This is a genomic window from Thermosipho melanesiensis BI429 (genome assembly GCF_000016905.1).
In the GTDB taxonomy this organism is placed as follows: domain Bacteria; phylum Thermotogota; class Thermotogae; order Thermotogales; family Fervidobacteriaceae; genus Thermosipho; species Thermosipho melanesiensis.
Map to the genome: position 1 here is coordinate 1,876,225 of NC_009616.1, position 26,776 is coordinate 1,903,000.

Annotated in this window: 31 protein-coding genes; 4 read left to right on the forward strand and 27 right to left on the reverse strand. The window is 32.0% G+C overall.

The genetic code is table 11. The features are described 5' to 3' along the window. Nucleotides 1-3: 3 nt before the first annotated feature. Genes TMEL_RS09655 through hutU form a run of 4 tightly spaced genes read left to right on the forward strand, consistent with a single transcriptional unit; the run spans nucleotide 4 to nucleotide 5,094 of the window. Complete coding sequence (locus tag TMEL_RS09655) at nucleotides 4-1,662, forward strand: outer membrane protein assembly factor BamB family protein (RefSeq protein WP_012058081.1); 1,659 nt, start codon at nucleotides 4-6, stop codon at nucleotides 1,660-1,662. Between the two features lies 1 nt (nucleotide 1,663). Then, nucleotides 1,664-2,203: an NUDIX hydrolase gene (locus TMEL_RS09660; protein WP_012058082.1), complete on the forward strand. Its 540-nt coding sequence runs from the start codon at nucleotides 1,664-1,666 to the stop codon at nucleotides 2,201-2,203. Then, nucleotides 2,200-3,423 carry a M20 family metallo-hydrolase gene (locus tag TMEL_RS09665; RefSeq protein WP_012058083.1) on the forward strand — a complete coding sequence of 408 codons (1,224 nt, stop codon included), beginning with the start codon at nucleotides 2,200-2,202 and terminating at the stop codon, nucleotides 3,421-3,423. Before TMEL_RS09660 ends, TMEL_RS09665 begins: the two co-directional genes overlap by 4 nt. Nucleotides 3,424-3,441: 18 nt before the next feature. Further along, nucleotides 3,442-5,094 (forward strand): urocanate hydratase, encoded by a 1,653-nt coding sequence (gene hutU / locus TMEL_RS09670; RefSeq protein ID WP_012058084.1) that lies wholly within the window; start codon nucleotides 3,442-3,444, stop codon nucleotides 5,092-5,094. Nucleotides 5,095-5,161: 67 nt separating this feature from the next. Here hutU and TMEL_RS10635 read toward each other — a convergent pair whose 3' ends face one another. The 27 genes from TMEL_RS10635 to TMEL_RS09795 form a co-directional block, all read right to left on the reverse strand. After that, nucleotides 5,162-5,416 carry an IS3 family transposase gene (locus TMEL_RS10635; protein WP_049750423.1) on the reverse strand — a complete coding sequence of 85 codons (255 nt, stop codon included), beginning with the start codon at nucleotides 5,414-5,416 and terminating at the stop codon, nucleotides 5,162-5,164. Between the two features lie 263 nt (nucleotides 5,417-5,679). Beyond that, complete coding sequence (locus tag TMEL_RS10640; RefSeq protein WP_077277104.1) at nucleotides 5,680-5,850, reverse strand: IS3 family transposase; 171 nt, start codon at nucleotides 5,848-5,850, stop codon at nucleotides 5,680-5,682. Beyond that, the gene (locus TMEL_RS10645; protein ID WP_012056556.1) at nucleotides 5,799-5,966 is read right to left on the reverse strand and encodes a hypothetical protein; all 168 of its coding nucleotides are present in this window, start codon (nucleotides 5,964-5,966) and stop codon (nucleotides 5,799-5,801) included. Before TMEL_RS10645 ends, TMEL_RS10640 begins: the two co-directional genes overlap by 52 nt. Next, a complete protein-coding gene (locus TMEL_RS10650; RefSeq protein ID WP_012058085.1) occupies nucleotides 5,966-6,268 on the reverse strand; it encodes a transposase in 303 nt (100 codons plus the stop codon). Before TMEL_RS10650 ends, TMEL_RS10645 begins: the two co-directional genes overlap by 1 nt. A 95-nt stretch (nucleotides 6,269-6,363) precedes the next feature. Beyond that, nucleotides 6,364-7,524, reverse strand: coding sequence for a 2-oxoacid:acceptor oxidoreductase subunit alpha (locus TMEL_RS09685; protein ID WP_012058086.1), 1,161 nt, complete (start codon nucleotides 7,522-7,524; stop codon nucleotides 6,364-6,366). Then, on the reverse strand, nucleotides 7,517-7,744 hold the full coding sequence (locus tag TMEL_RS09690; RefSeq protein WP_012058087.1) for a 4Fe-4S dicluster domain-containing protein: 228 nt from the start codon (nucleotides 7,742-7,744) through the stop codon (nucleotides 7,517-7,519). The genes TMEL_RS09685 and TMEL_RS09690 overlap by 8 nt, the downstream gene beginning before the upstream one ends. Nucleotides 7,745-7,758: 14 nt before the next feature. Next, a complete protein-coding gene (locus TMEL_RS09695) occupies nucleotides 7,759-8,895 on the reverse strand; it encodes a sodium ion-translocating decarboxylase subunit beta (protein ID WP_012058088.1) in 1,137 nt (378 codons plus the stop codon). A 94-nt stretch (nucleotides 8,896-8,989) separates the two neighbouring features. Beyond that, on the reverse strand, nucleotides 8,990-9,772 hold the full coding sequence (locus tag TMEL_RS09700) for a hypothetical protein (RefSeq protein WP_012058089.1): 783 nt from the start codon (nucleotides 9,770-9,772) through the stop codon (nucleotides 8,990-8,992). After that, on the reverse strand, nucleotides 9,765-10,397 hold the full coding sequence (locus tag TMEL_RS09705; protein WP_012058090.1) for an energy-coupling factor ABC transporter ATP-binding protein: 633 nt from the start codon (nucleotides 10,395-10,397) through the stop codon (nucleotides 9,765-9,767). The genes TMEL_RS09700 and TMEL_RS09705 overlap by 8 nt, the downstream gene beginning before the upstream one ends. A gap of 41 nt (nucleotides 10,398-10,438) precedes the next feature. After that, a complete protein-coding gene (locus TMEL_RS09710) occupies nucleotides 10,439-11,197 on the reverse strand; it encodes an SAM hydrolase/SAM-dependent halogenase family protein (RefSeq protein ID WP_012058091.1) in 759 nt (252 codons plus the stop codon). A 9-nt stretch (nucleotides 11,198-11,206) separates the two neighbouring features. Beyond that, nucleotides 11,207-12,214, reverse strand: coding sequence for a 6-phosphofructokinase (locus tag TMEL_RS09715; RefSeq protein WP_012058092.1), 1,008 nt, complete (start codon nucleotides 12,212-12,214; stop codon nucleotides 11,207-11,209). 1 nt (nucleotide 12,215) lies between these two features. Beyond that, nucleotides 12,216-14,153 (reverse strand): sodium-translocating pyrophosphatase, encoded by a 1,938-nt coding sequence (locus TMEL_RS09720; RefSeq protein ID WP_041426285.1) that lies wholly within the window; start codon nucleotides 14,151-14,153, stop codon nucleotides 12,216-12,218. Nucleotides 14,154-14,210: 57 nt separating this feature from the next. Then, nucleotides 14,211-15,119 (reverse strand): protein translocase subunit SecF, encoded by a 909-nt coding sequence (gene secF / locus TMEL_RS09725; RefSeq protein ID WP_012058094.1) that lies wholly within the window; start codon nucleotides 15,117-15,119, stop codon nucleotides 14,211-14,213. Then, complete coding sequence (gene secD, locus TMEL_RS09730) at nucleotides 15,116-16,549, reverse strand: protein translocase subunit SecD (protein ID WP_012058095.1); 1,434 nt, start codon at nucleotides 16,547-16,549, stop codon at nucleotides 15,116-15,118. Before secD ends, secF begins: the two co-directional genes overlap by 4 nt. A gap of 18 nt (nucleotides 16,550-16,567) precedes the next feature. Next, on the reverse strand, nucleotides 16,568-16,918 hold the full coding sequence (gene yajC / locus TMEL_RS09735) for a preprotein translocase subunit YajC (protein WP_012058096.1): 351 nt from the start codon (nucleotides 16,916-16,918) through the stop codon (nucleotides 16,568-16,570). 18 nt (nucleotides 16,919-16,936) lie between these two features. Then, nucleotides 16,937-17,752, reverse strand: coding sequence for a bifunctional 5,10-methylenetetrahydrofolate dehydrogenase/5,10-methenyltetrahydrofolate cyclohydrolase (locus tag TMEL_RS09740; protein WP_012058097.1), 816 nt, complete (start codon nucleotides 17,750-17,752; stop codon nucleotides 16,937-16,939). Between the two features lie 12 nt (nucleotides 17,753-17,764). Next, nucleotides 17,765-18,115, reverse strand: a complete 351-nt coding sequence (locus TMEL_RS09745) for a hypothetical protein (RefSeq protein ID WP_012058098.1) — start codon at nucleotides 18,113-18,115, stop codon at nucleotides 17,765-17,767. Next, nucleotides 18,112-18,801, reverse strand: a complete 690-nt coding sequence (gene thyX, locus TMEL_RS09750; protein WP_012058099.1) for an FAD-dependent thymidylate synthase — start codon at nucleotides 18,799-18,801, stop codon at nucleotides 18,112-18,114. Before thyX ends, TMEL_RS09745 begins: the two co-directional genes overlap by 4 nt. After that, complete coding sequence (locus tag TMEL_RS09755; RefSeq protein WP_012058100.1) at nucleotides 18,791-19,441, reverse strand: ribonuclease HII; 651 nt, start codon at nucleotides 19,439-19,441, stop codon at nucleotides 18,791-18,793. Before TMEL_RS09755 ends, thyX begins: the two co-directional genes overlap by 11 nt. Next, nucleotides 19,438-19,914 (reverse strand): DUF3242 domain-containing protein, encoded by a 477-nt coding sequence (locus tag TMEL_RS09760; RefSeq protein WP_012058101.1) that lies wholly within the window; start codon nucleotides 19,912-19,914, stop codon nucleotides 19,438-19,440. The genes TMEL_RS09755 and TMEL_RS09760 overlap by 4 nt, the downstream gene beginning before the upstream one ends. A 10-nt stretch (nucleotides 19,915-19,924) precedes the next feature. Next, complete coding sequence (locus TMEL_RS09765; RefSeq protein WP_041426133.1) at nucleotides 19,925-20,896, reverse strand: lipase family alpha/beta hydrolase; 972 nt, start codon at nucleotides 20,894-20,896, stop codon at nucleotides 19,925-19,927. After that, a complete protein-coding gene (locus TMEL_RS09770; RefSeq protein ID WP_012058103.1) occupies nucleotides 20,893-21,597 on the reverse strand; it encodes an SIR2 family NAD-dependent protein deacylase in 705 nt (234 codons plus the stop codon). Before TMEL_RS09770 ends, TMEL_RS09765 begins: the two co-directional genes overlap by 4 nt. Further along, nucleotides 21,560-22,108 carry a chromate transporter gene (locus tag TMEL_RS09775; protein WP_231109743.1) on the reverse strand — a complete coding sequence of 183 codons (549 nt, stop codon included), beginning with the start codon at nucleotides 22,106-22,108 and terminating at the stop codon, nucleotides 21,560-21,562. The genes TMEL_RS09770 and TMEL_RS09775 overlap by 38 nt, the downstream gene beginning before the upstream one ends. Beyond that, nucleotides 22,083-22,352: an exodeoxyribonuclease VII gene (locus TMEL_RS09780; protein WP_041426134.1), complete on the reverse strand. Its 270-nt coding sequence runs from the start codon at nucleotides 22,350-22,352 to the stop codon at nucleotides 22,083-22,085. The genes TMEL_RS09775 and TMEL_RS09780 overlap by 26 nt, the downstream gene beginning before the upstream one ends. Then, entirely contained in the window at nucleotides 22,324-23,742 is a 1,419-nt protein-coding gene (xseA, locus tag TMEL_RS09785) for an exodeoxyribonuclease VII large subunit (RefSeq protein ID WP_231109744.1), read from the reverse strand. The genes TMEL_RS09780 and xseA overlap by 29 nt, the downstream gene beginning before the upstream one ends. 17 nt (nucleotides 23,743-23,759) lie before the next feature. Then, the gene (gene polA / locus TMEL_RS09790; protein ID WP_012058107.1) at nucleotides 23,760-26,432 is read right to left on the reverse strand and encodes a DNA polymerase I; all 2,673 of its coding nucleotides are present in this window, start codon (nucleotides 26,430-26,432) and stop codon (nucleotides 23,760-23,762) included. Next, on the reverse strand, nucleotides 26,410-26,775 hold the full coding sequence (locus tag TMEL_RS09795; protein ID WP_012058108.1) for a carboxymuconolactone decarboxylase family protein: 366 nt from the start codon (nucleotides 26,773-26,775) through the stop codon (nucleotides 26,410-26,412). Before TMEL_RS09795 ends, polA begins: the two co-directional genes overlap by 23 nt. Between the last annotated feature and the right edge of the window lies 1 nt (nucleotide 26,776).

The following is a 26,776-nucleotide window of genomic DNA, read 5'->3' on the forward strand; positions in this document are numbered from 1 at the left end:
ATTATGAAGCGGCTTTCTTTAATCTTATTATTTATTTACATATGCATATTCTCTCAAACATTTATTCTAACAAATGATGGAGTATATAAATCTTTTGAAAAAATCCTTTCGGGAAGTTTTTTAGATATGTTTTATTTTAACAACACATTATATCTCATTGGAAAAGATGAAATATTAAATTTTAAAGCAAACAAAAGCATATACGTTGAATCTCCAATCTATATTGGTGAAGGTTATGTTTTTTCAAAAAACAGACTTTATTTCTTAAAAGATGACAAATTAACATTAATTAGAGTTATTTCCAATATTTCACAACCTTTCATATATAAAGATGTACTATTTGCAATAAGATTTGGAAATGTTATAGCATTAGATAATGGGAAAATAATCTGGAATCTCTCTCCAGACAAAGGAAAAATAACAAAAATACGTGTCTCAAATAATATTCTTGCGGTTTTTTCAACCTATAATTTATCATTATTTGACATAACAAACCCTAAATACCCTAAATTTATAAAAAAATTCAATCTAGTAGATGATTATATATACAATGGTTATCACGTTTTGTTAAAAGATAATATAATTTCCATATATGACAACAATAATAAGTTAATATTTTCACAAAAAGTAAATGAAGATAAACTAATAACCGATGGAGAAAATATAATAGTTGGAAATTACCTTATCACGAAAGATTTAAACATTACAACTTATCCTTTCAAAATAAAAGCATTTGTAAGCATAAATGAAAAAATAGAAACTGTACAATCAAAATTTGATATGCTTTGGAAAGCTTCCATATCCTCAGATATTTCTGGAAAACCTGTTGCAAAAGATGGAACATTGTTTTTAACAACAACAAATGGTAAAATCATGAAAATTCATAATGGAAAAATTGAATGGAGCTATACCCTTCCATTTATTGTTACTGGACACTTAACACTCTTAGAAGATGCAATTTTAGTTCCTTGTTGGGATGATTACATATATTCATTTGATTTTTCCGGTAATTTACTCTGGAAAATCCAACTCGATTCAGATATAACTCTAGGTGCAGCATATGATGGTCAAATCATATACGTAGTTTCTGATGAAGGTTTTTTATACGAAATCAAAGATGGAAAAGTAATATCAAGTTCAAAAATTGGGAAATGGCCAATAAGTGGTCCATACATATCCCTTTCAGGACAAATATATACCATTGATGGAATGGGATATTTATGGAAAAATAACAAAAAAGAAAAATTCGTTGGTAATATAAAAAATTTAGCATTTTCTTTAGAAAATCCACAAATTCCCCCTGAAAATTCAATCATATTACTAGATGGCACAAATAAAATAATATTTAATAAGGATTCTGTTTACATAAACAACATTAAAGTAATAACCTTTGAATTTGATATTTTAGATGGTGTCATTGGAAAAAAATATCTATACATATTAACCTATGATGGCATACTACATATATTTGATAAAAATAGTATAAAGGTATTAAAAAAAGTGCATGTAGAAAACACACCAAAATTTTTAATACTAGACAACATAGGCAACCTGTACGTTATAGGTAAAACAATCAATGTCATTGCTACAAACGACACTCCATCTGATCCATGGAATTCTATGCTTAAAAATTTCAAGAATTCTTCTGCAGTAAATTATTAATATGGTGATAGGTGCAAACGAATATTCGATTTTAGTACCCATAATAGACAAAAATTATTTTTTATTTGAAATACGTTCAAAAAATATAATACAACCAGGTGAAGTATCATTCCCGGGTGGAAAAATTGAAGAAAATGAAACACCTGTAAGTTGTGTAATTAGAGAAACATGCGAAAAAATTGGAACAAAACCACGAATTATTAAAAAAATGCCTTTGGTTGTAACACCGTTCAACATTGTTTTACACCCATTTATTGGGGAAATAGAAAATAAACTAAATATTAATAAAATTGAAGTAGAAACAACATTTACTGCACCAATAGAAATATTTAAAAATCCAATATATAAAAATTACCTTGAAGTAAATGTAACTCCACCAAGAAATTTTCCCTTTAAATTAATTCCAAATGGAAAAAATTATAACTGGAGAAATGGGAAATACAAGGTATTATTTTTTAAATATAAAAAACATGTTATTTGGGGAATGACAGCATTAATAGCTCATGAAGCATATAAGATATTAAAGGAGGGGTATTTATGAAGAAAAAAATTATACAGGCTGTTGAAAAGCTTAAGCCAGAAATAATTGAATCCATGAAAAAGTTTATATCAATTAACTCAGTTAATCCTAGATCAGGAGGCCCCGGTGAAAAAGAGATGGCAGAATGGTTAGAAAATTTAATTAAAGATTGGGGATTTGATGTAATAGAAAGACATGATGCAAAAGACATTGCAGTACCTTATGGTTATCGACCAAACATTGTTGCAAAAATCCTAGGAAGCGAGGGGAAAAGAACAATATGGATTGTAACTCATATGGATAAAGTACCTGAAGGAGATTTATCATTATGGAATAGTGATCCTTTCACACCTGTTGAAAAAGATGGAAAAATTTTTGGAAGAGGTGCTGAAGACAATGGTTCATCACTAATTGCATCTCTTTACGCTGCAAAAACAATATTATCATTAAAAATAAAACCCAAAGATAATATAGCGCTCGCATTTGTATCAGATGAAGAAACAGGTTCCGATTATGGGATAAAACATCTTGTAAAACTGGGAATTTTTGGAAAAGACGACCTGTTCATAGTACCCGATTCAGGTGAACCTGATGGCTCTTTCATCGAAATTGCAGAAAAATCCATTGCTTGGTTAAAAATAACAACCAAAGGAAAACAAGCACATGCTTCAAGACCAGATATTGCAAAAAATGCACACAGGTTTGGATTAAAATTTGCATCGCAACTTGATGAATATTTAAATGAAAAATACACCCTTGAAAATAAACTATTTGATTATCCAAAAAGTTCTTTTGAACCAACAAAAAAAGAAGGAAATGTCGATAACATAAATACAATACCTGGAACCGATATAGTTTATTTTGATTGTAGAATACTCCCAAACTATAACCTTGAAGAAATTTTCTCCGATATAAAAAGGTTTACCGAAGAATTTTCAAAAAAATACAACATCGAAATAGAAATTGAAAAGTTACAATTTGAACAAGCAGCACCACCAACCGATGAAAACTCGGAAATAGTAAAAAAGCTAAAAAATGCAATAAAAGAAATGAGAAACATTGAACCAAGAGTAGGTGGAATAGGTGGAGGAACTTGTGCTGCCATTGTTAGAAGAGCAGGATTTCCAGCAGTTGTTTGGGCTACAATTGATGAAACTGCTCACCAACCAAATGAATATGTAGTTATAAATAATTTAATAGAAGATACAAAAGTTTACACATACCTAATCGCAAATTCTTAAAAATTAAGGGGGGAAACCATGTCAAGGACTGTAAAAGCTCCAAGAGGAACTCAACTCTCATGTAAAAATTGGCAAACTGAAGCGCCCATGAGGATGCTAATGAACAACCTCGATCCAGAAGTTGCAAGGGATCCTGCAAATTTAATTGTTTACGGTGGTACTGGTAGAGCTGCAAGAAACTGGGAATGTTTTGACAAAATAGTTGAAACCCTAAAAAATCTTGAAATGGATGAAACTCTGTTAGTACAAAGTGGAAAACCTGTTGCTGTATTTAAAACAAATGAATGGGCACCCAGAGTCTTGATCGCAAACTCAAATTTAGTTCCAAAATGGGCAAATTGGGAATATTTTAGAGAACTTGAGGCAAGAGGATTAATAATGTATGGTCAAATGACTGCAGGGAGTTGGATTTACATTGGAACCCAAGGAATATTACAAGGTACTTACGAAACCTTTTATGCAGTTGCAAAGAAATACTTCAATGGAACATTAAAAGGAAAATGGGTCTTAACAGCAGGTTTAGGAGAAATGGGTGGAGCTCAACCTCTCGCCGTTACTTTAAACGATGGAATTGTACTTGCAGTAGAAATTGACAAAAAAATGATCGATAGACGTATAAAAACTGGATATCTAGATGTTTGGACTAATAATCTTGATGAAGCCTTAGAAATGGTACAAAATGCTGTAAAAGAAGGAAAGCCTTTATCGGTCGGTTTACTTGCAAATGCAGCAGATGTACATCCTGAACTTGTAAAAAGAGGAATTATTCCTGATATAGTAACTGACCAAACCGCTGCTCATGATCCACTAACTGGATATGTTCCAAGAGGCATGTCTTTTGATGATGCATTAAATTTAAGAAAAGAAAATCCTAAAAAATATCTTGAATTAGTATATGAAAGTGTTGTAAGACATATTGAAGCTATCCTTGAAATGCAAAAACAAGGTGCAAAAGTATTTGAATATGGTAATAACATAAGAAGACTAGCATATGACCATGGTGTAAAAGATGCATTCAATATCCCTGGCTATGTACCTGAATACATAAGGGATTTATTTTCAGAAGGTAAAGGCCCTTTTAGATGGGCGGCACTTTCTGGAAATCCAGAAGATATCTATAAAACTGATAAAAAAGTATTGGAATTATTCCCATATGATGAGCATTTAAAAAAATGGGTTGAGCTTGCTCAAAAAAAGGTAAAATGGCAAGGTCTTCCAGCAAGAATTTGTTGGCTTGGACAAGGCGAAAGGGCGGAATTTGGTTTGGCAATAAACAAAATGGTAAAAGATGGAGAATTAGAAGCACCTATAGTTATTGGTAGAGACCATCATGATACAGGTTCTGTAGCAAGTCCATATAGAGAAACAGAGGCCATGAAAGATGGTAGCGATGCAATAGCCGATTGGCCTATATTGAATGCAATGTTAAATGTAGCAAGCGGTGCTACTTGGGTCTCATTCCACCATGGTGGAGGTGTTGGTATTGGATATTCTCTACACGCTGGAATGGTAACTGTCGCTGATGGAACAGAACTTGCACACAAAAAATTAGAGAGAGTTTTAACAAACGATGTGGGATTAGGTGTTGTAAGACATGCAGACGCAGGCTATGAGATAGCTATCAACACAGCTAAAAAACACAATATACAAATGCCAATGCTTGATACATAAAGAAAAAAACTTCCATTATGGACTTACCCCCGAAAGTAAAACAGATAAAAAAATAACTATACACATTTCAAACAGCATGGTTTCGGTATTCCACCGGAGCCATGTTTTTTAATCTTGCTTGGTATCTTTCTTCATTGTAGAATCGTATATATTCTTCTATTAGCTTTTTGTATTCTTCTTTTGTTTTTTCCCCATTTATTCTTACTACTTCTTCTTTAAGATGACTGAAAAAACTTTCTGCTGGTCCATTGTCTTGTGGTACACCTTTTCTTGACATGCTTTGGATTATTCCTTTTTCTTTTAACATCTTTGCTGTCAACATATGTGTGTATTAAAATCCTCTATCTGTATGTAATATACCTCCTTTTCTATATTTCCCACTTTTTAACCATCTCTTTATTGTATTATCTACTAGTTACAGATTATTATTTTCACCTATTGAATATTCTATTATTTCATTATTATACAAATCCTGAATTATTATCAAATACAATTTTCCATCAATTGTTTTTATTTGTGTTATATCACTTACAAACTTTTCAAACGGTCTTTTGCTTTTGAAGTTTCTTTTGAGTTTGTTATCTGCTATATATTGTGCTTGTTAATTTGCGTATGTGATTCTTTTTTCTTATTCTTGCATACAGCCCCATCTCGATATACTTTCTTGTGATTTATTTTCCTTCCTTTCCTATTTAATACCATTGTTATTCTACTATATCCGTATATCCCTTTGCATTTGAAGTATATATCTTTGATTTCTTCTTTAAGTTATCTTTATCTTTTCGTTTCATTGCTCGGTAATACGTACTCTTTGAAATACCTGATATCTTACACAGTAATTCTAAACCAAATCTTTCTTTCAATTCATTCATTACTTCAATTTTTTTACTATTTCCTTCCTCAAGAATTTTTTCATCAAAAGCTTTAAATAAGCATTTTCAGCTCGTAATCTTTCCATCTCTTCTTCAAAAGATTCTTTCTTTGGTTTACCTCTTTTACATTCTGCTTCACCATACAAAAGATAATTCTTAATCCAAAGACGAACTCTATCTGGCGAAATACCCAAAAGAGAAGCAATAGTCTTCTTAGGAAGATTTTCTTCAATGAAAAGTTTAACAACCTGATATTTTAGCTCAGAAGGATACTTTTTGAATTTTTGCCCTTTCTTCGTCAATGAAAAACACCCCCAAAAGATTTTATCACTTCCGGGGGTGTTTTTTATTTCGTCCCTTTCCTTGGGTTCAGTGCATTATTGGAAGGGTTTTTTATCTAAAAATCATAACCTTCCGTTAACACATCATTTATTCCGGAAAGAATCTCCTCAGGAGTAATAAGTTCTCCTCCCACTTTATTGATAAACTTCACCTTTGTACCAGGCTTAACAAGTTTCAATATTTCCCTTCCATATTGTCCCAAATTCATTTCAGGTATAACAACCGCTTCTACTTTTGATAATCTTTTTTTCAACTCATGTACTTGCAAAGGCCATATGGTAATTGGTTTAAAAAGCCCCACTTTCATCTTATCATTTCTTGCAATTTTTACAGCCTCTAAAGCACTTCTTGCAACAACTCCATAAGCTATAACCAAAACTTCTGCATCTTCTGTCATATAATCATTATATATAGATATTTCATCAATATGTAGCCTTATTTTATTCGTCAAACGTTTAATCAATCTCTCAGCAGTTTCATAGGCTGCATTTGGAAATCCAGATTCATCATGAACAAGACCAGAAACGTGAAATCTTGTTTTTCCCATTTCAATTAATGCATTTGGTGTTGGTTCAGCATATTCACGTTCTGCATAAGGTACAAAAATTTCTTCATCTTCCAATTCTTTTTCAGAAATTCTGTCTACTATCTCAATTTCTTTTGGTTTAAGTAATTCAAATGTTTCTCTCATATGACCTAAAGTTTCATCCATTAAAAACACCACCGGTGTTCTATATATTTCAGCAAAGTTAAACGCTTCAATTATATACCTATAAGCTTCCTGAACCGTGGAAGGATATAATGCAATTATTGCGTGATCACCATGTGTTCCCCATCTTGCCTGCATTATATCCCCTTGAGCAGGTTTTGTAGGAAGACCAGTTGAAGGGCCACCTCTCATTACATTAACAAATACACATGGTGTTTCAGTCATAACCGCATATCCTAACGCTTCTTGCATTAAACTAAAACCAGGGCCACTAGTTGCCGTCATGGACTTTACTCCAGCAAGAGAAGCACCTATTATAGCTGCGGCACTTGCTATTTCATCTTCCATTTGAATAAACACACCATTATATTTTGGTAATTCACGTGCCATGGTTTCCGCGATTTCCGATGATGGAGTAATCGGATAACCGGCGTAAAATCTACAACCAGCTTTTAGTGCTCCATAGGCAACTGCTTCATTCCCTTGCCAAAAAACTAACTTACCCATTTTTTTCACCCACTTTTTCCGAAATTTCAACTATATTAATTGCAAAATCCGGGCACAAATTTTCACACATTAAACATCCAATACACTTTGAATGATCCTCAACCTTTGGACGTTTCATTTCTCCTTGCACAATCGTTTTTGTTGGACAGACATTATAACATATACCACAACTTTTGCACCAATTATAATTTATATCCACCCTAAAATGTTTTTTAGCCATTTACTTAACTCACCTCACTTAATTAATGATAAGAATATACCAGCTGCAACTGCAGAACCAATTACACCTGCAACATTTGGCCCCATAGCATGCATTAAAATAAAATTAGTGGGATCTTCTTCTTGAGCTATCCTTTGAGCAACTCTTGATGAATCAGGAACCGCAGAAACTCCTGCACCACCTATTAAAGGATTAATTTTATCCTTTAAGAACAAATTCATAAATTTTGCAAACATAATACCAGAAAAAATTGAAGTTACAAAAGCAACCGCCCCCATACCAAAGATTAGTAACGACTGCGGCTTTAAAAACACATCGGCTCGTGCTGAAGATCCAACAGAAACACACAATAATATAGTTACAGTATCTAAAATATATCTACTTGCCGCCTCAACTAAACGTTTTACAACTCCTGCTTCTCTTAAAAGATTTCCGAACATTAACATTCCAACTAAAGGTAAAGCTTTCGGAACAATTAATGCAACAATAATTGTGGTTACTATTGGAAAAAGCACTCTTTCAGCCTTTGTAACCTTTCTTGGAGGTTTCATTTTTATCTTTCTTTCTTCTTTAGTAGTTATTAACTTAGAAACAATAGGTTGTAAAACTGGAATTAATGCAATATACGAATAAGCAGATATAGCAATAATTGACAATAATTCAGGAGAAAATTTTGAAGTTATAAATATTGAGGTAGGACCATCAGCTCCGCCAATTATTCCTATTGAAGCAGCTTGTTTTAAAGTAAAACCAAAAACTCTTGCAAGTAAAAATGTAATAAAAATACCCATTTGTGCCGCTCCACCCAAAAATATCGTTATTGGATATGAAAGCATAAATGAAAAATCAGTTAAAGCCCCTATTCCAAGAAAAATAAGTGGAGGATAAATTCCTAACACCAAACCTTGTTGCAAATACCATAACACTCCGCCTGGAGAATTATCCGTTGGAGAATTTAGTATACCAGTAATTTCTGGTGGTATATTCGCTAAAATAATCCCAAATGCAATAGGGATTAAAAGCAATGGTTCGGCATCTTTCTCAATAGCAATATAGATAAGGAGTCCTGCTATTGCAAACATTATCAAATTTCCATAACTTAAATGCATAAACGCTGTACTTTGAAAAAATGCCAAAAATGATTCCAGCAACTCAAACTCCTCCTTTTTTTCAATTCTAATTCAATTATATATTACTATAATAGATATGAAAAGAAAAAATACCACTTGTTTTAAGCAATTAAATCTAATCTTTTTTAATAGCATCTTTTAAACTTAATAATATAAAGTAATACGTTAATTCATAATTATAATTTGCTACTTTTGATGATAAAATTCTAGATATTTCCTTCGCAACACTATAGTCAACTTCGAATTCCTCACAAATCCAAAGAGAAATTTTTGATAGCAATTTTAAAAACTCAAAATCTTTTATTTTCGAAATTTCTCCTAAAAAACCCAAAAATTTTTCTTTTTCTAAAAGCGCTTCCTTTAACTTTACATATAAGCTATAGTAATAATCTGAAGTTTTTCCATCTTCAACCATTTCAAAATCTAAATTTTTAATTTTCTCAAAATCATCTGGAAATTCCAAATATAACTTTCTTTGAATCACACTTTCAAGTTCTCTTATCCTATCTTTTGGAACATTTAAAACAAACTTTTGTAACCTACTTCTAATAGTTGGATAAAGGGAATTCCAACTCGTAGTAACAAGGATAATCAAAGCATATTCAGGAGGCTCTTCTAAAATCTTTAGCATAGAATTTTCTGCTTCAGGAAGCATTTTTTCAGCATCAAATAACACAACTATTTTTTTTCCAGAATCTACAGAAAAAGATAAAAATTCTTGTATTTTTCTTACATCATCAATTTTAATATTGCTTTGTTCTATAACCAAATATCTTTGAATATCACCATTTGCAACATCGATAACCATATCAAAAATCTTCTTCTTAAGATAACTATTATTATCCCCAACAATTGCTATAGAAAATCCTGAATATTCCTTAATTACCTTCTCAATCATGACTCTCCACCTCATTAATATATAACCTAACTGTTTCAAAAACCTTCCTACTATCTTTTACAATATTTCCTCTATCCATAATTATCACTCTATCTGATATATCTAAAAAAGCTTCAGGCAAATGAGTTGCAATTATTATTCCCAACCCTATTTTTTTTAAGTTACCAATAAGCTCTTTAATAACTTTTCTATCATTTTTATCCAACATTGTAAGAGGCTCATCTAACAACAAATAGTCCGGTTTCATAACTAAAATTGATGAAATTGCAAGCTTTTGTTTCTGCCCTCCAGATAAATTATGTGGTTCTATATCTTTGAATTCTAGTAAACCAGTTATTTTTAAAATTTCCATTGCTCTTTTTTTAATTTCCTCTTTTTTCAATCCCAAATTTTCAAGTCCAAAAATAACATCCTCCCATACAGTACTTCCAATAATTTGAGTTTCCGGGTTTTGAAAAACATATCCGGTTAAAAGGTAATGAGGTAAATTATTTTCCGTATTTATCTCTCCGCTGAAATTAACTAAACCAGCCATTGCTTTTAGCAATGTTGACTTTCCACTACCATTATGCCCCAACAACAATACTAATTCATTTTTGTGAAAAATGGTATTTACATTTTCCAAAACTTTATTATTTCCATAATAAACTTCTAGATTCTTTATAACTATACTCTCAACTCCAACTTATCTCCAGGTTTTAAAGATAAAATCTTTGAAGCATTTGATTGATTTGCTGCTATTTCAACAAACCCCGTACTATCATTGTGAATTAACAGCTGGCCTTTATCAATTTCTGAATAGTAACTTAGTACTGGTAAACTTATCAACTTTCTTTTTATACAAATCTTAACCTTTTCGTATCCTTTAATCCAATCAAAAGGTATATTCGTCTCAATATTTCCAAATTTATCAATATATGCTACTTCACCAAAAATCTTATCTTTTTCCTTTTTGGCTTTGAAAAATGGCAATGTAGCATAATTAAATAACTGTGTTCCTAATTCTTCAAAAAATCCTTTAGTAATGTATGCAGCAGCCGGAGAAAAAATATCTCTTCCATGAAATGTCTCAGAATTTCCATAATGGTATGATTTGTTGGTTAGTTCCCTTATTTCTAAAGGTTTTTCCTCTTCAAAAACCAAAGTAAACAGCCCATTATCTGGTCCGACAAAAAAGTAATTTTCCGTTCTAGCTGCAATTGCTTTTCTAGAACTCCCAACCCCATGATCAACTACGCAAAGAAACACTGTCCCCTTTGGAAAATGTCTAAAGGAACGCGAAAGGATATACATGGCCTCTCGCACATTAAAAGAGCTTATCTGATGTGTTAGATCTACAATTTCATTAGTTGTAATCTTTCTCATAACCCCTTTACAAATTCCCACATAGTGAGTATTACCCCAGTCACTCATGAATACTATCATATTACCACCTTAATAGAATAATTTTGTAAGTTCTTTCAAATAGTAATCTACCGGTCTATAATTAACAATTGTATCGGAATATGGAATTTCGGTAATTGAAAAACCCTTTACACCTACAGCGTGATAAACCTTTCCCATTTTTACCATTTCCACTGCATGAGATGCCATCTGTGTTGCTATTATCCTATCCATTGCACTTGGTGATCCACCTCTTTGTAAATATCCTAAATTTGTATATCTCCACTCTATTCCCAATTCTTTAAGATGTTTCTCTATATACCTTCCAACGATTATCGCAGAACTTTCCTTTTCTGAAACTTTGCATTCCTTCTTAATCTCTTCAGGAATCTCAACTCCAGATTCTACAACTACCAAAGAAAATCTTTTCTTCCCCTCATATCTCTTTCGAATAATTTCAATTAGCTCATCAAAATTAGGCTTTTCAGCTGAAGAAATTATATAATCTGCTCCACCAGCCAAACCTCCTATTACGGCAATCCAACCGCTCGGTTTTCCCATCGTTTCAACTAACATTACCCTATGGTGAGATTCGGCTGTTGAATGTAAAACATCCAAGGCATTCTTTACATTTTCAATTGCCGTAAAAAAACCAATAGAAAAATCTGTAAACGAAAGATCATTATCAATAGTTGCAGGAATAATTATCGATGGAATACCGATTTTCATCAAATTAATAGCAGACCTTGCAGCCAATCTTCCGCCAATGATCAATAACGTGGAAATTCCATATTGTTCAACTTTTTCTTTCACCCTATTAAGTTCTTCTCCTTCTGGAACAAAAAGTGATGTTCCTAACATTGTTCCACCTTGATGGAGAATATTTGAAACGTTAGGCCTTAGTAGAACATCTAAATTATCCTTTAAAAATCCCTCAAAACCATCTCGAATTCCCATTACTTCAATATCTAAATCCAAACCTTTTACAACAGCTGCACGAATTGCAGAATTTATCCCAGGAGAGTCATTACCCACACACAAAACCCCAATTCTCTTCATGCTATAACCCCCTTACAATTGTCATTAAGACTATAGAGGTAATTGCCATCAATTTGATTAAAATATTGATGGAAGGACCAGAAGTGTCTTTGTACGGATCACCAACAGTATCACCAACCACAGTAGCTTTATGCGTAAACGAACCTTTACCACCAAAATTTCCTTCCTCAACAAATTTCTTGGCATTATCCCAAGCTCCTCCTGAATTAGCCATAAAAATAGCAAGCATAACACCGGATACCGTCGCACCTATTAAAAGTCCTCCTACACCAACAGCCCCAAAAGATACATAAATTAAAACTGGAGATAGTACTGCAAGAATTGCAGGTAAAATCATTCTCTTCAATGCACCTTTTGTTGCTATCTGGATACATTTCTGATAATCCGGAGACTGTTTTCCTGTTAAAATTCCAGGAATTTCTTTTATCTGTCTTCTTATCTCACGTACCATGTCATCTGCAGCATCTCCCACCGCATGCATGGTAAGTGCTGAGAAAAAGAATGGTAGCATTCCACCAATAAGTGCTCCTAAAAATAGATAAGGATTACTAAGTTCAACCGAAGTTATATTAGAAAGGTTACTAAAATTTGCGAATAGTGCTAATGCAGTTAAAGCAGCAGAACCTATTGCAAAACCTTTACCCATGGCAGCAGTTGTATTTCCAACTGCGTCCAATGAATCTGTAATCTCACGAACTTTTGGTTCCAAACCCGCCATTTGTGCAATACCACCTGCATTATCTGCAATTGGACCATACGCATCAACGGACAAACTTATCCCTAAGGTTGACAACATTCCTACACCAGCCAGGGCAACACCAAATAATCCCAAAAGTTTATACGCAAAAATCACTGCAATTGTAATTAACAATGTAATTGCAAATGTTGATTCCATTCCTAAAGCCGTACCACTAATAATAACATTTGCAGGCCCCATCATACCTGTTTTTGCTAATTTCTGAACCTTTTTGCCAGATGTATACCATTCTGTAATCAATCCAATTAATAACCCTACAAAAACTCCAAAAAAGACCACAAAAAAGATATTTAACCAATTTACATAAAGACTATACAACAATGTCAACACCAAAGTTAAAACACCCGAAAAAATGGTACCGATTCTCAAAGTTTTAGCAGGATCATTTGATCTTACCGCTTTTCCAAGGGTGTATATAATACCAATTATCGATGATATTAATCCAAAAATCACAACAAATACAACCGACTTAAAACCCTTTTCGCCAAAAAATATACTTCCAAGAACAATTGCAGAAAAGATTGAACCAACAAATGATTCATATAAATCTGCACCCATACCCGCAACATCTCCAACGTTATCTCCAACGTTATCGGCAATAACTGCTGGATTTCTAGGATCATCTTCAGGTAAATTTGCTTCGGTTTTTCCCACAATATCCGCTCCGACATCTGCAGCCTTTGTATAAATTCCACCACCAACCCTCGCAAACAAAGCCACAAAAGATGCTCCTAAAGAATAGTAACTTATTAACTCTACACTCTTAGTAACATAATATGTAATAGCAAGACCTAAAATGCCAAGTGTTACAACAGTTAATCCCATAACCGCTCCGCCTGAAAAGGAAATTTTTAATGCTTCTCCCAATCCTTTAGTAGCTGCCCATGTAGTCCTTGCATTTGCTCTAGTTGCAATAGACATACCAAAATAACCTGCTAAAACGGAAAAAGTCGCACCAATTAAAAGTGCAACACTTGTTTTATACCCAATGATAATCCAAAAGAAAACAGCTAGAATAAAAATTACTGGAAAAAATACTTTGTATTCTTGGAACAAAAAAGACTTTGCACCTTTTTGAATAATTTCGGAAAGTTGTGTCGTTTTTTCATTTCCAGAAGACTGCTCTAAAATTCTAAATGCAAGAAATATAATAAATATTAATGAAAAAATCCCTAAATACAGAAAGTAGGCCAAAATATCACCCCTTTTAGAGAAAATTGAGGGCTAAATAGCCCTCATTTATTTTTTTATCCATTTTATCACAACGGGACTTGCTATATACAATGATGAATAAGTACCAATAATTGTTCCAATAGTCATTCCAAAGGCAAACGGCTTTATGCTATTTCCTGAGAATAACAATAGCACAAATATAACAATAAATGTTGTAAGAGATGTATTAATCGTCCTCTTAATAACTTGATTTATACTATCGTTCACAATATTTTCTATACTCTTACCTCTGGTTCTTTTTAAATTTTCCCTTATTCTATCGTAAACAACTATAGTATCGTTTAATGAATATCCAATAAGCGTTAATACTGCAGCTATCGCAGCAACATTAAGCTCGTAATTAAAGAAAGAAAAGAATCCCAATGTAATTACAACATCATGAATAAGAGCAACTACTGCACCTACTCCGAAAACAAATTGGAATCTCAAAGTTATGTACAAAAGAATTGCAAGTAAAGTAAAAACAACAGCCTTCCAAGTTAAATTTTTGATTTCTTGAGACGCATACCCACTTGTTTCATTAAATCCAATTACCTTTGCTGGTTTCCCTTTTTCTTTAAATAACTCAACTATTTTATTACTAACTTGCTCCTTTTCTTCACCAGAATAAACCCTCAATTCTCCATTTTCATCACGAGGTGAAACTACAATAGAAAACTTTGTAATACCTTTTGGATCGTCAATACTTTTTATTTGTGTAACCCTTGCACTTTCAAATTCAGGTGCCAGGTTCTTTATTGTCTCTCTAACAAAAGACTCATCAACGTTATCTTGGACGCTTAAAATAATCTCAGAACCACCTAAAAATTCCACTCCTAAGTTAAAACCTTTTGAAAAAATGCTTACTAGAGATGCCACTATTAATAAGAGAGAAATTACTATAAATATATTCTTCTTTCCAATGAAATCTATCATGCCCTGGCACCTCCCTTGCTTGTTCTCCTAACCTTAATTCCAGATGAGAATAAATCTAAGAAAAATCTTGAAACAACTAAATTGACAAATAAACTACCCAAAACACCTATAATCAATGTAATTGCAAAACCTTTGACTGTTCCCGTTCCAAAGTAATATAAGAAAAGACCCGCAATTATAGTTGTAAGATTAGCGTCAAAAAGCGTAATAAACGATTTTGAAAATGCCGTGGAAATTGCAGCTTTTACCGAACTACCTCTTCTAATTTCTTCTTTAATTCTTTCGTATATAATGATATTTCCGTCAACAGTTGTACCAATTGTCAAAATAATACCTGCAATACCTGGTAATGTCAATATGGAACCAGTTGTAGCAAGTACACCTAACAACAAAAATGTATTATACAACAAAGCAATATCTGCAACAATTCCCATAACACCATAAAATACAATCATATAAATCAAAACTATTACAACTCCAACAATTCCAGCTTTTATTGAAGCTTCAATTATATCTTTTCCAAGCAATGGTGCTACCCATCCAGATGAGACCTTTTCAAGCCTTGCTGGAAGAGCTCCACTCTTCAAAATAGCCGCTAATTGCTTTGCTTCATCCAACGTAAAATTCCCTTTTATCAATGCACTCCCATCTGTAATCTTTGCCGTAACAAAACCTGCAAATTGCACTCTATTATCCAAGACAATTGCCAATCTTTTTTTCATTGCTTGGGAATAAGCCACTCCCCCTTGATTTAAAAGCTCTTCAGGAACATAAAGTTTTTCCGTTATCCTCCTGAAAATATCAACGTATTCTTTATCCATTTTGAATGTTACAACATAACCAGCTACATTATTCCTATCAACTTGTGGTATTGCTTCAACAATTTTTGGAGAGACAAGTTTTAAATTTGAAATATTTGCAATTTCTTTTTTTACTAGATACCATTTCTTTCCTTCTCTATCAAGCAACCATTGTGCTTTCTCCCTTTTGGCTTCATTTACTAATTCAGGATCTATATTGGGATTTCCCGTTGTTTCATCTACAACTTGCCCAAACCAAAGCAACCCCGTAGAACCAATTAATTGCTCTGCTTGCGCAGTATCAGTTGCCCCTGGAATTTCAACTATAATAAAAGTATTTTCTTCTCTAAAAGTTTGCTTAACCACTGCTTCTGTATAATTAGCCATATCAAGTCTATTTCTCAAAACAGTCCATACATCTTCCGCAACTTTAGAAGGATTTTCTACAGACTTATCAATGTCAACTCTGTACTCTATTCTTGCACCACCACTAATATCCAAACCCAATTTTATCCTGTTAAAAATACTTAAAACACCTTGATAACCTTTTGAAGATGGCCAAAGTAAAGATAAGAAGGCAAGTGCAATTACTACCAAAGTTATTATTCCTCTGACTTTATTTTCCTTCATCTAAATACCTCCCCCTGCTTATTCTTCCTCCTTATTCTTTATTACTTTTGATATATAAAGCTTTGAAATTTCAAGCTCTGTCGTATTACTTGTCTTTATTTTTAAGGTATCCTTTTTTACATCAATAACCTTTCCAATTATTCCTCCAGAAGTAATAATCGTATCTCCTCTTTTAATCTGAGAAATCATCTTTTTAAATTGTTTTTCTCTCTTTCTCTGCGGTAAAATCACCAAAAAATACATCATAACAAAGAATATAAGTAACAAAAATAACATTTGAAATAGCCCACTTGCTGCACTTGGAGCAGCTGATGTAGTATTTCCAGCTGCTGATGGATCAGGAACACCAGCATACACAAAATTTCTCATAAAAACACCTCCTGTATTTTAAAAATTCATTTTCTCTGCAGATTTCACTAAATGTTCCATTAATAATATTGTAGTAATTTTACCCACTCCACCTGGCACAGGAGTAACTTTTGCAAAATTAGCTACATCTTTACTCACATCCCCTATAATCCCCTCATCTGTAACGTTTATACCAACATCTATAATAATCGAATCTTTTTCTACCATATCAACCGTTATTAAACCAGGCCTTCCTGCGGCGGCTACTACTACATCTGCACCTTTTGTAATACTCGATAAATTTCTCGTTTTTGTGTGACATACAGTAACAGTAGCACTTCTATCTCTCCTAAGTAACATAATTGCCAATGGTTTTCCAACTGTATTACTTCTTCCAACTATTACCACATTTTTACCTGGAATTCCTATTTCATTTTCCATAATCCTTACAACGGCTTCTGCGGTACACGGTGCAAAAAACTCCTCGCCATATGCCAACATTCCTAAATTGTACGGATGTCTTCCTTCAATATCCTTACTTGGAACAAGATTTTCAAATATTTCCATCTCATTTACCTGAGACAATGGATGTGTAACAAAAATACCATTAACATTATTATCCCGTGAAAGTTCTGCTAAAATTTTTAACACACCTTTTGGGCTATTTCCCTCAAAAATTTCATAATCTAATCCAAATCTTTTAGCTGCTTTTTCTTGACTTTTTAGGTAACTAACCGTTGATGGATCGGGTTTGAATGTAACAGCAACAAGTTTAGGTGTTCTCTTTAATTTTTCAATTCTTTTCAACAAATTTACCTTAATATCTTCATACAAAGGTTTTACATCAATGATCATGTTAATCCTCCTTTAAAACTTTCTAATTGGTTTTAATCCCTTAGAGTATAGTATTCCACAAGTTTCATACATTCCAAATTTTGTTCTCAAAAGTTTAACCCCCGTCATTTCAGCTACTTTTATGGTTTCTGGCATTATTTCTCTATTTCTAACAATAACGACAGCTGGAATACCAACTACTCCAGCGGTTCTAACACACTGAGGAGTTGCAAGTCCTGTAATTAGTAAAGAACCTTCCTCACCAAATGCCAAAACGTCGCTCATTAAATCAGAAGCTGCAACTTTTTCTATCTCAATATCTTCTAAATTTTCATTTACCAAAAATTCAGCATCTATATGCTTGGCAATTTCGGATAATTTCACAATTCCACCTCTCTTAAAATATCCCCTCTATAATTAAACTTCAAAAATGATTCAAAAGTCCAAGGACATTTTTCTTTAAAAATCTTTGCAATTTTTATTGCATACTGTTGAATTTCCCATTGCGCATGAGAATCTGCTCTCAAATTTAAAAAATTCATTAAACTTCTTGCATTAACAGTCCAATAAAACTGTGTATATGAGGACATAGGAAGCACTATTCTTGCCATTTCTCTGGCAACTCCTAACTCCAACAATTTACGGTAAACTTTGTACGAATCTTCAATTGAATTATATATCAATTCTAAGGCTTGTTCTTTTAGTTTGAGCTCTTCAACTCGTACCGCTTTCTGCTTATCCTCAACTATGTTTTTTCTAATATGATCAGGTAAATAAAACTCATCTTTTAACTCTGTATATCTCAAACTTGCTTCATTAAAAGAACCAATTCTATGTCTAAACCATTGTCTTGCAACAAAAATAGGCGTCTTAACATGAAAAGTAAAAACAATATGCTCAAAAGGGGTTTCATGTTTATGCTCCATAAGATAAAAAATCAAATTTTTATCCTTTTCAGGTGTTTTAATACCCTTTCCATAAGAAACCCTTGCAGCTTTTACTGCTGAATAATCATCTCCTAAAATATCAACTAACCTCAAAAATCCCTTATCTAATACTTTAAACTCCAAACAAAGGCACCCCCAATTTCTCTATAATCTTTTTATATCTCTCTTCATCTATAATATCACTTTTATACCATTCTTCAAGTTTATTAATTGACAACATTTTTGTAATCGGTTTAAAAGTTAATCTATGTTCCGGTGTTAAACCATATTTTTCAATTAGCTTTATATGATCCTTTGTTGGATAACCTTTGTGTTTTTCAAGTGCATAATTAGAAAATTTTTTAGAATAAAAAGTCATTATCTTATCACGTACCACCTTCGCAATTATTGAAGCGGCAGAAATTTCTTTTATCAACACATCTCCTTTCACTATACACTTAGATTTATAATCTAATTTTAAATTTTTTCCGTCAACTAATACCATATCAAACCTAATTTTTCGTTCAAGCATTGCCAAAGCTCTATTCATAGCAAGTTCAGTAGCATGCAAAATATTTAGCTTATCTATTTCCGAAGAACTAGCAAATCCTATTCCAAAATACGAATTTCTTATTATTTCCATAAACAACTCTTCTCTTTGCTTTAAGGTCAACTTTTTAGAATCAGTAATTCCATAAATTTCTTTTTTTAAGACAACTGCAGATGCAACTACCGGACCAAACAAAGGACCTCTTCCTGCTTCATCCACACCTGCAACAATCATTTTATCTCCCCATATACTTCATTTATGTAATTAAAAAATTCCTTTGCGTCTTTTCCAGTGATAATAAATAACCAATTATCTTTCCACCATGAAATAATATCAATAGATTTATATTTCACTTGAAAATATCCCCTATCAAGCCAACTATAAGTTAAATAATTAATTTTTAATGGCCCACCAACTTGCTTTCTAAAATTTTTCCAATTACTCTTTGCAACATTACTACTTACGTATTTAAAAACATAAAATGTACCATTAAAGTTTTCAAACATACCGCAAATACCATTTCCAAGTTTCGCACCATAAACTTCATTGACCTTAACAACACTTGTTAGTGGATATTGAAAACCATCTAATATAAGTAAAGCACTTTTCAAGGAAAAACTTCCTGGTAACGACGGTGTCTTAAAAAGCAAACCACAACTTGAAATAAGAAACACTAAAAGAACAAATAAAAAAACAGTTTTTTTCACATTATCCCTCCTACAGTCCAAACACTTCAAATACTTTTTTAATTATATCACGCCTCATAGCTAAATCCGCATGAGTTGCTTTAAAATAAACATTTGTTTCCCCACACGCTTGTGCACTTACTACAGGAACCATTCCATCATTTTCCAAAAAAACAGAATTTTCTGGGAAAAAGTTATCCATAACATATTTTAAAAAATACAAGCCAATGAAACTTGGAATATTAGTATCTAATATTTTATCAAAATCGCTAATAGAAAAATCAAGATGTCCAACAAAATTTACTACCTTAACCCCATCAGGAATTTCTAGATAACTATTTCCAAAAAAAAGGTATTTATAGTTTGGAGCCACAATATATCCTTTAAAAAAATTTGCCATAACCAATGCGACTTTAATCAATTCAATTTTTCTATTTTGAAAAATCTTAAAATAATTCCCATCTACCATACACAACTGAGCAAGTGGTGAACCTAAATGTGGTGTTCCTGCAAATACTATCATATTAACCTTTTTAGAAAAATTCACATATTGTAAAGCATATCTTAATAAAAGCCCACCCATGCTATGGGCATAGACATAAAAATTATCAAAATTCTTTGTAAGCTCAACTAATTTTTTAGCTGTCTCCTCAAGTGGAACATTCAAACTAGGATAAAGAAAAAAGTAAATCCCAACATCTTCTGGACATTCTTCTTTAAATGCATTAATCATATTTTCCTTGTAAAAATCTATTTCTTCATCAATTTCCCTAGGAGAAATTCCGTGAATTAAAATAAGTTTTTTCCTTCCATCCTTTATTTTTATTAACTTTGGTGCAAAAGGCTTCCATTTCCTTTTTTTTACCTCACTATATTCAAAAAAGGGGTTAATATTTATATCCAAACTTCTAAAAATCACAACCCCCTTGTATTTGTATTCATATAGTGTGTTAGAAAAAAAGAGCGAAACTATTAACAAAAGCAAAAGAGAAAACTTCTTCAATCAAACTCCTCCTCAAAGTACTTCAAGACTTTTTTTGAAAATTCTTCAACATTCATATGTAAAACAAAATCCGCAAAATTATCGTATTGGGTCTCCTCTCTATTTACAATAATTAAAATTCCTCCTCTTTCCTTAACATAAACAGGAAAATTTGATGCGGGATAGACCTGCAGAGAAGTTCCCATAACTAACAAAGTTTCAGCCTTATCAAGTAGTTCAAAGACCCTGTCTATATCATTGACAGGCTCACCAAAAAACACAATATCTGGTCTTATTAATCCTCCACAACTACAAATATATTCTTTTGGAAAGGAATATTTTCTTTCACATTCTTCACAATAAAAATGAGTAGCATTACCATGTAATTCTATAACATTTCTTGACCCTGCTTTATTATGCAGGTCATCAATATTTTGAGTAATAACTCCAAGTAAATATCCCATTTCTTCAAGCTCTGCCAAAAGTTTATGTGACATATTGTAATTTGCTTTGTACATTTTCGGAAATTCTTTTTTAATATATTCATAAAATATATCGGGATGATTTTTGAAAAACTCGTAGCTAAACAATTCATACCCGTATTCTTTATATAAACCATCTTCACTTCTAAAATCTGGAATCCCACTACTTGTACTTATACCCGCTCCAGTAAGTGCTACAACATTACCTTCTTCTAAAATCTCTATTATATCCTCTAACATAATACCACCACACTAAAAATATAAATATTGGAATAGTAAAATTTTTAAAAAAATATGCTAATATAACAGATATAACTAAAATCAAAATTTTAAGAATATCCCACTTTTGCAATTTTACCATTGAATAGACAACACCTAAAACAAGTCCTAAAATAGATCCATAAATTCCACTAAAAAATGGATGAAGAACTTGAGAATATTTTCCAACTATAGTCCCTGCTAATACGACGACCCAAACTGGAGGAAGTAATACACCAAATACCGCAGAAATTATTCCCCATATCCCTAACAACTCTTCGCCAATTAAAATAGCTATATTAATTGCAATAGGACCTGGCATAGACTGCGCCAAAGATAAAATTGTGGAAAATTTTTCTTCATCTATATATTTTGAAAATTTTTTCTTAAATACAGGAACCATTGCATAACCTCCGCCCAACGTTAAAGCAGAAGTTACGAAAAACTTTATGAAAATCTCCCAGACTTTAGAATAACTGCTCTTCATTCTCATTTTCCAAACTCTCCAAAAATTCTTTATATCTTCTATCTATTTCTTCTTTTTCATTTTTAAAGTTAATAAGCTTTTTTCTGGCAATAGAAAGCAAGTCCACTGCTTTCCCATACAATTTTAAAGCAATTTCTATATCCACATCATTCTGATGAAAATAACTTTTTATCCTTTCTATTTTTTCAATAAGCTCATTAAATTCTAACTTCTCCATTTCTTCAACTTCTAAAGAGAGTATGTCCTCCATATAATTCCTCCTTCTTTTTCTTTTTTTCATTAGATATTTTTGCATTTATCTTCCCATCTTTCAAGTATATTTCAATCTTTTCTCCCATTCTCAATTTTCTTACGCTACTAATCTTTTTTCTACCTTTCATAACAATTGCACCACCAAACAATAGCGGCGCAAGCTCTTCTTTTTTCAGCAATTCCTGAAAAATTTGATTTAACAATGCTTCTTTATTTGAAATTTTCAATGCAAAATCTTTTTCTATCAACTTAGCATAACCTATTAATTCTCCCTTTTTTGCATTTAAATTACCCTCCATTCTCTGAGAAATAAAACTCAAAAAGTCTTCAGATATTTTTCTACTTGAAAATTCAAAAATATAATTTAAATGATTTTTTAAATTTTCATAATAATTTTCAAATAAATCTTCATAACCTAAAAAAGTTACTTTGAGAGTTTTGTTAATATAATCAACTAATTGAGTATTTAGCAAAGTACTTATATTTTTCAAAATATTCATCATTAAAAGCTTCAAATCATTCCAATTATCATCTATTTGTCTCACATTATCATCTATTTGTCTAGAAATTGCCCTAGCTACTTCCGTTGGAGTTGCAAATCGTTTCCAAGCAACGTAGTCCGGTATTGTAAAATCTCGTTCATGACCAATTCCAGATAAAACAGGACAATAATTATTAAAATTAGCAATTTCTACACCAAGAGCTAAATCGTCAAAATACATTAAATCACTCTTTGCACCACCACCCCTTGCTATTACAACAACATTATAATCAATGTTGGATCTTTTTATTCTCTCCAATGCTAAAATAATTCCCGCAGCAGTATTAGCACCTTGCATAGGTGATTCATAAAGATGAACTATTGGTTGGTAAAGATACCCAACTTTCAAATTTTTTAAAAAATCCTCATATCCAGCTGCTGTTTTAGAAGAAATTACCGCAATCTTTTTTATTGGTGGAAGCTCAGACAAATCATGCTTTTCAAGCATTAGTAAATTCCTCAACTTTAATTCTCTTAAAATTTCTTTTTTTCTTTTTTCTATTTCAGACTCTCCAACAGGTGCTATTGTGTCTGCAAAAAACGTAAAACTCATCCTATCTTTATAAAAGGATAATTTTCCTTGAAAAATCCACTTTTTCCCCACTAATCCCTTTGCATTTCTTAATCCAATGGCAGCTAACATTCTAGGATACATGTACTTTGGAATATATACAGTAATTTCGATATTCCTCGTTCCATTTCTAACTGGATACGTTTGTGAAACATCAATATATAATCCACTAGAATGTATATTTGCTCTTACAACATCGGCATAAAATCTAAATGTTTCACTTGTAAGGCCCGTAGAATCTATTACCCTGGTTACATATTCATTTAATTCAATCAAATCCTTAAACTCCCTCATCACTCCCACTCTCTTCCTTCATATAAATCCACTTTTAATGGAACTTTTAGCTTAACAGCATTCTCCATTTTATCTTTTATTATCTCCTTTACAATCTGTAATTCGTCAAAAGGTACCTCAAATACCAGTTCATCATGAACTTGTAAAATCAGTTTTGTTTTCAAACTATTCCTTTTTAACTCATTATGAACCTTTACCATTGCAATTTTAATAATGTCAGCGGCAGTTCCTTGTACAGGAGTGTTTATAGCAATTCTCTCTCCCTCTTGAATTAAATTTTTATTTTTTAACTTAAGCTGTGGAATAAACCTCTTCCTTCCAAACAAGGTTTTTACAAAACCATTTTTTTTAGCAAAATCTATTGTTTTCTTAATAAATTCAAATACACCTTGATAATATTTAAAATAATTATCTATTATCTTTTTTGTTTCATTCACATTTAATCCTATTCGTCTTGAAAGACCATATGGCGAAATACCATAAATTATTGCAAAATTAATCATTTTACCTATTCTTCTCATATCTTCAGTAACCATTAATTCAGATACATTAAATATCTTCGAAGCAGTAATTGTATGTATATCATAATCATTTTCAAATGCATCTAACAATTTTTCATCCTCGCTCATATGTGCTAACACTCTCAATTCTATTTGAGAATAATCTGCTCCAACAATATACCAATTTTCAAATTGAGGTTTAACAGCATGTCTAATTTCTTTCCCTTCTTCACTCCTAGTAGGCAAATTTTGAAGATTTGGAGCTGAACTACTCAACCTCCCAGTCGAAGTACCTGTTTGATGAAAACTAGAATGTACTCTATTTGTTGTGATATTAACACTACTAGGTATAGAATCTACGTACGTACTTTTTAACTTTTGAAATTTTCTGTATTCCAGGATTAATCGCGCGATTTCATAATCTTTAGCAAGTTCCTCTAAAACTTCCGCATTTGTTGAATTTCTACCAGTTGCTGTTTTTTTAACTATAGGAAGTTTCAATTTCTCAAAAAGTATTTCCGCAACTTGTTTTGAAGAATTTATATTAAACTGTTCACCAGAAATTTCAAATATTTTTTCTTCCAACTTTTTCATTTCTTCTTCATATCTTTTAGATAACTCTTTTAAATAATCAACATCAAAATAAACCCCGTTCAACTCCATCTGAGCCAAAACATTTATTAATGGCATCTCTATATTGTAAAAGAGTTCTTTCATTTCACCTATGTACTTACTCAAATAGCTATAAAGTCTGAATGTAATATCTACATCCTCACAAGAATACTCCGCAGCTTTTTCTATTGAGATAAAAGAAAAATCGTTACCAAACAATGGCATATTGTTGTCTACTAACTCCTCAAAACTTATCATTTTATACCCCAGATACTTTAAAGCTAACTCTTCAAGGTTGTACCTTCTCTCTTCCGGATTGATAAGATATGCTGCAACCATTGTATCAAAGTGTGGAATTTGTGGTTCAATTCCATTTACCATAAATACCTTATAATCAAATTTTAAATTCTGTCCAACTATATTATATCTTTCACATTCCAAAATTTCCTTTAAAAATTTTAAAACTATTTCTTTAGTTAAATTATTCTCACTTACATGTGAAATGGGAATATAATACGCTTCACCCTCATTAGTAGAAATAGAAACACCTACAAGTTTTGCACTAAATGGATCAAGTGAGGTTGTTTCCGTATCTATGGAAAAAGTTTTAACTTCATCAATTCTTTTTCTCAACTTAGATAATTCCTTCTCAGAATTGACTATTGTATACTTTTTTTCAAACTCTTCTTTTAAACCTAATTCTTTTATAATAGAAGAAAATTCATATTTTTTCAACACAACTAAAAGCTTTTTTGAATCATAACCTTTGTATATTAAATCTTCGATGTTTACGTCTAAAGGAACATCGTATATAAGTTGAACTAATTGTCTACTTTTTTCTAAGCTCTCGGTTGCATTTTCTAATAATTTTTGCAACTTTTCTGTAAGTAATTTTTTATTTTTCAAAACCTCATCAATTGTTCCGTACTTTTTAAGTAGCGAAACAGCTGTCTTTTTCCCAATACCTTTAACTCCAGGAATGTTATCGATTTGATCACCCACAAGTGAAAGATAATCACCAAATTGCTCGGGAAAAACTCCATATTTTTCAAAAACCTTTTTTCTATCGTACAATACTAACTCAGTAATACCCCTTTCTATTCGCCAAACATAAACCTTTTCATCAACAAGTTGCAATAAGTCTTTATCACCAGTGATTATATTCACCTTCTCAAAGGCATTGCAGAACCTTTTTGCAATAGTTGCAATTATATCATCTGCCTCATATCCCAATAACTTTAAAACCTTCACACCAAATGCATCAACAAATTCTTCAATGTATGGCAGTTGCTCTAATATAAGATCTGGTGTTTCTGGTCTATTTGATTTATAATCTTTTAAAATCTCCTTTCTTTTTTTACTTCCACCTTTGGAATCCAAAATAAAAGCACAAGCATCTTTTTCCATATTAACATGCTCTTTTAAAAACTTTATTAACATCTTTGCAATTCCATACAATGCATTTGTATGCATTCCAGTAGAAGTTTTTAAGAATTGATCTATTGCATAAAATGCTCTATATACCAATCCCGTACCATCAAAAAGAAATAGTTCCCTCATTTTTTTGCATCTCCCTAATTTCTTGCAATGTACTTACCGCACGTCTAAGGTGTGGAATAACTATAGAACCACCAACAATTAAAGCCACATCAAAAGCTTCAAAGAATTCTTCATCACGTACTCCATTTTCTACACATTTTATAATATGATAAGTTATACAATCGTCACACCTCAACACCATAGATGCAACTAATCCTAATAATTCTTTAGTTTTACTATCCAAAGCACCATTTTTGTAAACATTACCATCTAAATTAAAAAACCTTTTTGTATTTAAAGTACCAGATTCCAAGATTTTTTCATTCATTTTTTCTCTAAACTCTTTAAATTCTTTTAACTCCATT

Coding starts and splice junctions, on each gene's coding strand:
- TMEL_RS09655 (WP_012058081.1), top strand. CDS start 4: ATGAAGCGGCTTTCTTTAATCTTATTATTTATTTACATATGCATATTC.
- TMEL_RS09660 (WP_012058082.1), top strand. CDS start 1,664: ATGGTGATAGGTGCAAACGAATATTCGATTTTAGTACCCATAATAGAC.
- TMEL_RS09665 (WP_012058083.1), top strand. CDS start 2,200: ATGAAGAAAAAAATTATACAGGCTGTTGAAAAGCTTAAGCCAGAAATA.
- hutU (WP_012058084.1), top strand. CDS start 3,442: ATGTCAAGGACTGTAAAAGCTCCAAGAGGAACTCAACTCTCATGTAAA.
- TMEL_RS10635 (WP_049750423.1), bottom strand. CDS start 5,416: ATGTTGACAGCAAAGATGTTAAAAGAAAAAGGAATAATCCAAAGCATG.
- TMEL_RS10645 (WP_012056556.1), bottom strand. CDS start 5,966: ATGAATGAATTGAAAGAAAGATTTGGTTTAGAATTACTGTGTAAGATA.
- TMEL_RS09685 (WP_012058086.1), bottom strand. CDS start 7,524: ATGGGTAAGTTAGTTTTTTGGCAAGGGAATGAAGCAGTTGCCTATGGA.
- TMEL_RS09690 (WP_012058087.1), bottom strand. CDS start 7,744: ATGGCTAAAAAACATTTTAGGGTGGATATAAATTATAATTGGTGCAAA.
- TMEL_RS09700 (WP_012058089.1), bottom strand. CDS start 9,772: ATGATTGAGAAGGTAATTAAGGAATATTCAGGATTTTCTATAGCAATT.
- TMEL_RS09710 (WP_012058091.1), bottom strand. CDS start 11,197: ATGATAGTATTCATGAGTGACTGGGGTAATACTCACTATGTGGGAATT.
- TMEL_RS09715 (WP_012058092.1), bottom strand. CDS start 12,214: ATGAAGAGAATTGGGGTTTTGTGTGTGGGTAATGACTCTCCTGGGATA.
- secF (WP_012058094.1), bottom strand. CDS start 15,119: ATGATAGATTTCATTGGAAAGAAGAATATATTTATAGTAATTTCTCTC.
- secD (WP_012058095.1), bottom strand. CDS start 16,549: ATGAAGGAAAATAAAGTCAGAGGAATAATAACTTTGGTAGTAATTGCA.
- yajC (WP_012058096.1), bottom strand. CDS start 16,918: ATGAGAAATTTTGTGTATGCTGGTGTTCCTGATCCATCAGCAGCTGGA.
- TMEL_RS09740 (WP_012058097.1), bottom strand. CDS start 17,752: ATGATCATTGATGTAAAACCTTTGTATGAAGATATTAAGGTAAATTTG.
- TMEL_RS09755 (WP_012058100.1), bottom strand. CDS start 19,441: ATGATTGTTGCAGGTGTGGATGAAGCAGGAAGAGGTCCTTTGTTTGGT.
- TMEL_RS09770 (WP_012058103.1), bottom strand. CDS start 21,597: ATGTTAGAGGATATAATAGAGATTTTAGAAGAAGGTAATGTTGTAGCA.
- TMEL_RS09775 (WP_231109743.1), bottom strand. CDS start 22,108: ATGAGAATGAAGAGCAGTTATTCTAAAGTCTGGGAGATTTTCATAAAG.
- TMEL_RS09780 (WP_041426134.1), bottom strand. CDS start 22,352: ATGGAGGACATACTCTCTTTAGAAGTTGAAGAAATGGAGAAGTTAGAA.
- polA (WP_012058107.1), bottom strand. CDS start 26,432: ATGAGGGAACTATTTCTTTTTGATGGTACGGGATTGGTATATAGAGCA.
- TMEL_RS09795 (WP_012058108.1), bottom strand. CDS start 26,775: ATGGAGTTAAAAGAATTTAAAGAGTTTAGAGAAAAAATGAATGAAAAA.